The organism is Marinitoga sp. 1154, assembly GCF_013363285.1.
GTDB lineage: Bacteria > Thermotogota > Thermotogae > Petrotogales > Petrotogaceae > Marinitoga.
Genome location: NZ_LBFB01000003.1, coordinates 132415 through 140700 on the forward strand (window position 1 = coordinate 132415; position 8286 = coordinate 140700).

The following is an 8286-nucleotide window of genomic DNA, read 5'->3' on the forward strand; positions in this document are numbered from 1 at the left end:
TTTTTATAACTTCTATTTTACGCTCTATAATAAGTATTGCTGTAATCATAATTTTAAATACAACTATAAAGGCAGTGATTAATAAATAATGAAAAATATAAATAGAGATGACATAATAAAAAATTTCTTGCCTAAAATAAAATATATAGCTTTAAATTTATTATCCACCCTTCCAAAAAATGTAGAACTTGATGATTTAATACAGGAAGGGATTATAGGACTACTTCAATCTTTAGATAAGTATAATCCAAAAAAAGGGGTATCTTTTTATTCATTTGCTATAAAAAGAATAAGGGGAGCTATGCTCGACTATTTAAGAAAAATTGACTGGCTTCCAAAAGAGTTAAGACATAAAATAAAAAAAATGGAAGAAATTTTAGCTGAACAAAATATAGACGATTATATAAGTGATGATGAACTGGCAAATATTCTTCAGATTTCAGAAAAAGATGTAAAAAAATTAAAGGCTGAATTGCATAGAAGCCATATATTGAGTTTAGATTCTTTTTTATTAACAAATAATGAAATAAATGTTGAATCTGATATTGATGAAAATGACCCGGAGATTTTAGCTTATAAAGATATTTTAAAAAATGAACTCAAAAAAGCTATATTGAGTCTAAATGAAAGAGAGCAGCTTATACTATCTTTGTATTATGAAAAAGAATTGACCTTTAAAGAAATTGGTAAAGTTTTAGATATTTCGGAATCTCGAGTTTCCCAAATTCATACTTCAATTATCAGCAAATTAAAGAAAAAATTAGGCGGTGATTAACATGCCTGACCCTATCAACCTGAGCATTTCATACATTACAAATGTTGATATTTCAAATAATATACAGAATTTAAACAACGCACTTTTAGCAGCGCGTACAACTAATCTGGAAGAACACATAAAAAAGAATGAAGAAGCTAAGTCTCAGGTAAAAAACACCGATGAAAAATCAGAATCTAAAAATATTAATGCAGATAATAAAGGCACATCTCAAGAATATAAACAGAGACAGGAGTCTAAAAAAGAGAATGCCGAAAAGAAGCGTTTAATTGTAGATGAATATAGAGGACATTCATTGGATATAAGAATTTAACGGACGAAAGTCCGTTTTTTATATGTGAGGTGGTTCAAATAATAAACGAGATAATCAAAAAATCAAAAAAGAAATATAAAATATTAATTTTCCCAGAAACATGGAATTTAGAAAACTTTTTAGAAGAAAATATTTTTCTATATCCAAATTACGATGTTTTCCCATTTGAATCTATAAAAATATCAAAAAAAATAAATGCTTCAAGGATAAATACTTTATATAATATTTTAAATCAAAAAGAATTGACAATCTTTACAACATTTCATGCATTATCAAGATATACTATACCAAAAAATATTTTTAAAGAAAATATTTTTAATTTTTCACTCAATGATGATTTCAGTATTAATCCCTTTTTATATGGATATGATAAAGTCTGGAATGTATACGAATTTGGCGAGTATTCACACAAAGGCTTTGTAAAAGATATATTTATTCCTATATATAACAATCCAATTAGAATAGAATTATTTGATAATGAAATTACAAGGATAACTCAATTTGATATTAATTCTCAGAAAAGTATTAATAATCTTAAAAACTTTATATTTATTCCTGGCACTGAGTTTATATATAAATTCGAAAAAAATTTTTATAAAAATATAGAAAAATTAAAAGAAAAATATCATCATAAAGATATTCCAATTGAAATTGAGAAATTTGAAACTATACCCGGTCTATTATATGAAGAAAAAAATACAGTACTTGATTATATTGATCTAAAAAAAACAGATATATTTATTATAAATGAAAAAGAAAGTATTAAGTCTTTTTATGAAAGAGAAAGAGAAAATTTAGAATTTATATCTTCAGATTTTTATAAAATCATATATAAAGAATACAGTGGAAAAAATTTAGAAAACATTATAAATTTAAAATATAAGTCTATAGAAATTGATAAGCATAACTTTATTATAAAAAAAATAGCACACAAAAAAAACGAATCCTTACCTATTTTAGATTGGGAAGATTTGAAAATCAATGATTTAATAGTTCATGAAAATTATGGAATAGGTATATATAAAGGATTAGAAAAAGTTAAAACAACTTCTGGAGAAAAAGAATTAATAAAATTAGAATATGCAAATAATGCAAAAGTATTTTTACCTGTAGAGAGAATAGACAAAATTACTAAATATATAGGAGACAAAGATTTAGTTAAAATTGATAAAATTGGATCGTCTTCATGGCAAAAAAGAAAGAAAAAAGTCGAAGATAATATTAGGCAAAAAATAAAAGAACTGGTAAAATTGTATGCATTAAGAGAATATACTACCGGTATATCATTAAAGGGTGATGAAGATATTGAAGAACAATTCAAAAAAACATTTGAATATATTGAAACAATTGATCAGGAAAAAGCTATAGAAGAAACATTAGCTGATTTATCTTCAACAAAACCTATGGATAGGTTAATTGCGGGTGATGCCGGTTTTGGGAAAACAGAAGTTGCATTGCGCGCTGTTGTCCGATGCGTAAGTTCTGGTTATCAAGCTGCCATCCTTGTTCCAACCACAATATTGGCTCAACAATATTATAATAATATAAAAGAGAGATTTGAAGAAATTGGTATAAACATAGAGCTAATAGATCGCTTTAAAACTTTAAAAGAAAAGGAAAAAATTATAGATAATATAAATTCAGGAAAAATTGATGTAATAATAGGAACACATGCTTTATTAAATAAAAAAATACAATTTAAAAAACTTGGACTTTTAGTGATTGATGAAGAACAACGATTTGGAGTATTTCAAAAAGAAAAACTAAAAGAATTATCTCACGGAATAAATGTTTTAACAATGAGTGCAACACCTATACCAAGAACCTTATACTTCTCATTAACTGGATTAAGAGATTTATCAATAATTTCAACTCCACCTTTTGGGAGGATTCCTGTAGAAACTTTTGTATTCAAATATTCCAAAAAAATTATAAGAACAGCAATATTGCGAGAAAAAGCCAGAGGAGGACAGGTTCTATATATACACAATAGAATTAACGATATAGAAAATGTAGAAAATTCCTTAAGAGAAATAGTTCCAGAAGCTAAAATTATTGCTGCTCATGGTAGAATGCCTAAAAGATATCTATCAAAAATAATAAAAATGTTTTATGAAGGTGAAATAGATGTATTAATATCCACAACAATTGTAGAAAATGGAATTGATATACCAAATGCAAATACATTAATTGTTGATGATGCTGAAAAATATGGAATTTCTCAATTATATCAATTGAGAGGTCGCGTGGGAAGAAGTAATAAAAGAGCTTTTGCATATTTTCTATATAAAAATAATCTAAAAACAGAAACCATGAAAAGATTAGAATCAATAAAAAATATTTCAGGTCCGGGAAGCGGATTTAAACTAGCTTTACATGATTTGGAAATTAGAGGATTTGGCGATTTACTTGGGATAGAACAAAAAGGACATATAAATAATATTGGATTAAATATGTATAAAGAAATATTGAACAAAACAATAGCTGAATACTATTCTAAAGATATAAAACAACAAGTATCTGAGAAAATTGATCTGGAAATAAAAGGTATAAAAATGCCTATTATCATACCTGAAAAATATATCTCTAATCCCATTGAAAGAATGCGTATATATAGAGAAATCGCCAATGAAAATAAAATAGACAACATAGAAAATATAAAAAAAGATATAGAAGATAGATTTGGAAAAATCCCAATTGAACTTGAAAATTTATTAAAATATACAAAACTAAGAATTATAACATATCAAAAAGGAGCTAAAAATATTGAAATATATGATAATACATTAATAATAGAATATAAAAAATCACTTGATATTGATATCAAGAAGCTTAAAAAACATTCGAGAAAATTCAATCATTTTCCAGAAGAAAAAAAGATTATTATATATACAACAAATCCGGAAAAAACTCTATTTAATTTATTTTATAGTTGAATTTATAAATAATATTTTATGAGCTTTTGCCTTCGCAAAAGCTCATTTTTTAATAGAACAAGTACATTCAAACTATCCAATATTTCAAAAAATCATTAAATAAACAATAAAAAATACGACGTTCACCGCATTTTTTATTCTATTTTTTCATACTTATAAAAGTCATCTCCTGGAACTATAGGATTGAATTCAAAACCTTTTAACCATTCTCTAAAAACCTTATTTTTTAGTGGTTGGTATAATGGAACATTTATTCCTTCACTAATAACAAACTTTTGAATTTTTATATATATATCTTCTCTAAAATTTATGGTTGATTCTTCTGTTGCATCAATAATTATTTCATTTAAAGATTTTCCGTCAAAAAATGCCTGAGATTTGTTTGCAAATTGCGTATATTTTTCACCATAATAGTAACCATATGTACCATTACTATGATAAAATGTATAAATAAAATTGTTTGGATCCGGATAATCTGCCAACCAACCTAAGACATATAAAGGCATTTTACCATTATTTCTTGCATCTAAAAATGTTGGCCAATCAACTTCTTTCACTTTAATTTCAAATTTAGAATTAATATTTTTTAATGATTCAGCTAATATCTCAGCAACTTTCTGCCTTGAAAAATTATTAACATTATATAAAATTGTAATTTTAAAACCCCTTTCCCATAAATCTCCATTAAATGCGTCCTTGAAATATCTGATTGCAGTATTATAATAATATGCAGGTTTATGAAGAGTATCAGAATATCCTAAAACACCTTGAGGTAAACAGGTAGGAATAATTTTACCGTTTCCACCAAGAACAGAATCTATTAGTTTAGAATATTTAAAAGAATAAATAAATCCTAATATTACATTTTTATCTGAAAAGAAATCTACTGGTATACCATTTCCATCTAATTTTCCGCTTCCAACATAGGGACTATCTTGTGATATATTCCAATTAAAAGCCATAGCAGTGATAGAAAGTGTTGATAAATTATTGATTATCTTTAAATCTAAATCGTTTTGTATTTCTGGTATGTGTTCATACGGAACATATATTATATCAGCTTCACCTTTTTCTAATAATGCTTTTTTTGTTGACCATTTATCTACTCCCCAGATAACTACGTTTTCAACTTTTGCTAGACCTCTCCAGTATTCTGTGAATGCTTTTAATGTTACTTTCTGTTCTGCTCTGTTCCATTCTACTAATTCATATGGCCCTGAACCTATTTCTTTTGTATATAATGGTGAATCTTCTTTTTTCCAATCATGGAATTTCCACCATCCGTCTGCTTTTCCGTCCCATAATCCTAATCCCATTGCTGCTTTACTGTCTAATATTGCTCCCCATGATGAACCCTGAGCTATGATGTTTAAGAAATATACTTTTGGTGCTGCTAAATGGAATACTACGTAATCTCCATCTACTTCAACTTTTGAATTTATATATTTTTCATAGAAATCTAATAATATCTGTTTTGCTTCATCATTTACTGGTTCTTTTGTTTCAGGATTTACTAATTCTGACCATGATTTTCCAGTTAATCCTTATAAATAACTTCTCCACTTGCTGTATCGTATGCTTGATGTGGATCTAATGTGTCTGGTTCCCCAATTGTTAAATCTATAATAGAATCCTTGTCAAAATATATAGTTTTTAAAGTATCCAGCGTATTTATAACATTAGTTTTATTATCTGCTATAAAAATATTTTTTCTATAACCAATAGCAAGTAACTTCTTTTCATTATTATTTTTATAATAAGCTTTTAAGATTAAATTATATGTACCAACTTCAATATTATTATAATTTCCTGTAGCTTTATTATTTAAATAATTTAAATCTTTTTCATAATTATTAAATGAATTATATAGTTTAATTTTTACATAATTAATATTTTCATTTTCAAAACGCAAATCAGATAAATCAATTTCAAATATTACATTAGTTTTTACAAGAGGTAATCTATTTATTTTTGTGCATGAAAACATAAACAATAAAATAATGAAAAGAATAAATATTTTTTTCATATATAATGCCTCTAACCAAATTAATGTTCTTTCCATATATTCCAAATTTTCCACAAAATACCTGCCACTTGTGTAGGAGAATCAATATTATATACATGAATATTTTTATTATATGCAGCAAGATAATTTGGAGATGCAGTATAAACCAAAATTTGATTATCACTTACCAATAGTTGAAATTCATTAAATAAATTTTCAAGTTCTTCTCCATAAGTTTCGACTTGCAATCTCATGATTTCATCAATTCTTTTCTCATATTCAGGCACTACATAATCTGCTCTTAATTCATCATCGAACATATCTGGTCTTATTTCTGGTGAAAAATTCCAGAAGTGTAACCCTCCATCTGTCCTCCATACATTCCAACTTGATGCTGGATCTACTGAACCTGTAAAACCTATAATAACACTTTCCCAATCACCTGTACCAACTAATTTAGAAACTAAATCATTGAATTCAATTTGTGTAAATGTAATCTCTATTCCAATTTTCTTTAAGTCTTCTTTTAGAATGTTACCGATTTCTAATCTTATAGTGTTATTGATATTTGTTATTAAATTAAATGTTACTTGATTACCATTTGAATCGTACAAAATGCCATTTTCTAATTTAAATCCGCCTTTATCAAGTTCAGAAATTGCCCCATCCACAGAATAATCAAGATTTAAATTTTCAACTTTAGAATTATAAAAAAATGATGAAGGTGATAAAGGACCATATAATGCTGTTCCATGATTATAATATACATTTTGAATTATTTTATCTCTGTCTAATATTCTGGAAATTGCACGTCTAAAGTACTTATTTCTAAACCATTGTCTTTTGATAGCATCTTTGGCATTAAAATTAAAAGCTATAAATTGTGTCCCATACAAAGGTTTCCCTTCTATGATTTCCCAGTTTTTTTCTTCAGACAAATTTTTAATACTTTCATAGTCACTTGGCAAAAACTCATAAATATCTATCTCACCATTAATAAAAAAGTTTTTCATTTCATCCTCATCATTAGCTATTTTATAAATTATCTGATTTAAATATGGTAGAGAATTTCCATTTTTATCTTTCCTATAATAATTAGGATTTTTTTCAAAAACTATTTCTTCATCTGGTAAATACCTTTTTGGTATAAAAGGACCAGACCCCACAAACAATTCAGAATTCAAGTTATCTAAATTCCAAACATTTTCAAAATCACTATCATTAACATAATTTTCTAAAATATGTTTTGGTAGAATTTTAGCAGATGCTATTCGTTCATATCCAAGTCTATATTTTGAATTATAAATAAATCGAATAGTATTGTCATTAATTTTAACGATTTTGGGTAGGTCACCGTTTTGATCTTCAATTCCTACATATTTACTATATAAAGGATTAAACCATATATTTTTAAAGGTCCATATTACATCATCTATGGTTAGTGGTTCTCCATCAGACCACTTTATATTATCTCCAAGTTCAAAAGTATACATTGTACTACCATCTTCAGTTACTTCTGCATTTACAGATTTAGCCAATCCAGATTTACTATGTATACCATCATTTGAAATATACATTAACGAATCTAAAAACAAGTTAATTAATTTGCTTTCGTTCTCTGTAATAGTTGCAAATGGAGTTAAGGTTTTAATGGATCCAATTATTCCAAGTTTTAAAATTTCCCCGGGAACACCTTCAACATTCTCTACAGCCCAATTTTCTGAATAATCAATTTCAAAATTATTATTCGCCAATATTTCTTTACTATTTAAGCATCCATAAAAGATAATTGAAGCAAATCCTATCAACATTATAAAATAAATGAGTTTTTTCATACTTATCCCCCCTCAAAATTAATTAGATTAATATAAAATATTTATTATTAGATAAAAATAGTTTATAATTGTTATTTTTTATGAATCAAAATATAAACTAAAAAATTAACGCTATTAATATATCTATGATATAATAATTATGTTAGAATTTTAAAGAATACGAACATTTTTCTAATAATAACGTTATTTTACAAAAAATTTACTTATGTTTATTCAAAGTCTATTATATCACTTTTATTAATATTTTGTCAAGTATATATTATAAAAAAACCCCCTGATTATTTAACAGGGGGTAAAATAAAAAGAGGGGCGCTACCTACTCTCGCATGGATTTCCCATACTACCATCGGCCTGGATATGCTTAACGGTCGGGTTCGGCATGGTTCCGCGTGTTCCCATATCCAGTATCTGCACCCCTCAAA

6 protein-coding genes and 1 rRNA gene are annotated in these 8286 nt (G+C 26.4%); 3 read left to right on the plus strand and 4 right to left on the minus strand.

What is annotated here, in order from left to right; all coding sequences use genetic code 11:
- The first annotated feature begins 88 nt into the window (after positions 1-88).
- From XO12_RS02610 to mfd, 3 genes are read left to right on the plus strand one after another with little or no spacing between them, the layout of a single operon-like run.
- A complete protein-coding gene (locus tag XO12_RS02610; protein WP_047264994.1) occupies positions 89-775 on the plus strand; it encodes a sigma-70 family RNA polymerase sigma factor in 687 nt (228 codons plus the stop codon).
- Between the two features lies 1 nt (position 776).
- Positions 777-1088: a hypothetical protein gene (locus XO12_RS02615; RefSeq protein WP_047264993.1), complete on the plus strand. Its 312-nt coding sequence runs from the start codon at positions 777-779 to the stop codon at positions 1086-1088.
- Between the two features lie 29 nt (positions 1089-1117).
- On the plus strand, positions 1118-4024 hold the full coding sequence (gene mfd / locus XO12_RS02620) for a transcription-repair coupling factor (protein WP_047264992.1): 2907 nt from the start codon (positions 1118-1120) through the stop codon (positions 4022-4024).
- Positions 4025-4158: 134 nt separating this feature from the next.
- Here the strand turns inward: mfd and XO12_RS02625 are convergent, their stop codons facing one another.
- The 4 genes from XO12_RS02625 to rrf all read right to left on the minus strand — a co-directional run bounded on the left by XO12_RS02625 (position 4159) and on the right by rrf (position 8282).
- Positions 4159-5493, minus strand: a complete 1335-nt coding sequence (locus XO12_RS02625; RefSeq protein WP_368493422.1) for an ABC transporter substrate-binding protein — start codon at positions 5491-5493, stop codon at positions 4159-4161.
- A 68-nt stretch (positions 5494-5561) separates the two neighbouring features.
- Positions 5562-6104, minus strand: coding sequence for a hypothetical protein (locus XO12_RS11290; protein ID WP_052913112.1), 543 nt, complete (start codon positions 6102-6104; stop codon positions 5562-5564).
- Entirely contained in the window at positions 6071-7864 is a 1794-nt protein-coding gene (locus XO12_RS02630; RefSeq protein WP_047264991.1) for an ABC transporter substrate-binding protein, read from the minus strand. The genes XO12_RS11290 and XO12_RS02630 overlap by 34 nt, the downstream gene beginning before the upstream one ends.
- 304 nt (positions 7865-8168) lie before the next feature.
- Positions 8169-8282 (minus strand): 5S ribosomal RNA (gene rrf, locus XO12_RS02635).
- Positions 8283-8286 lie beyond the last annotated feature (4 nt).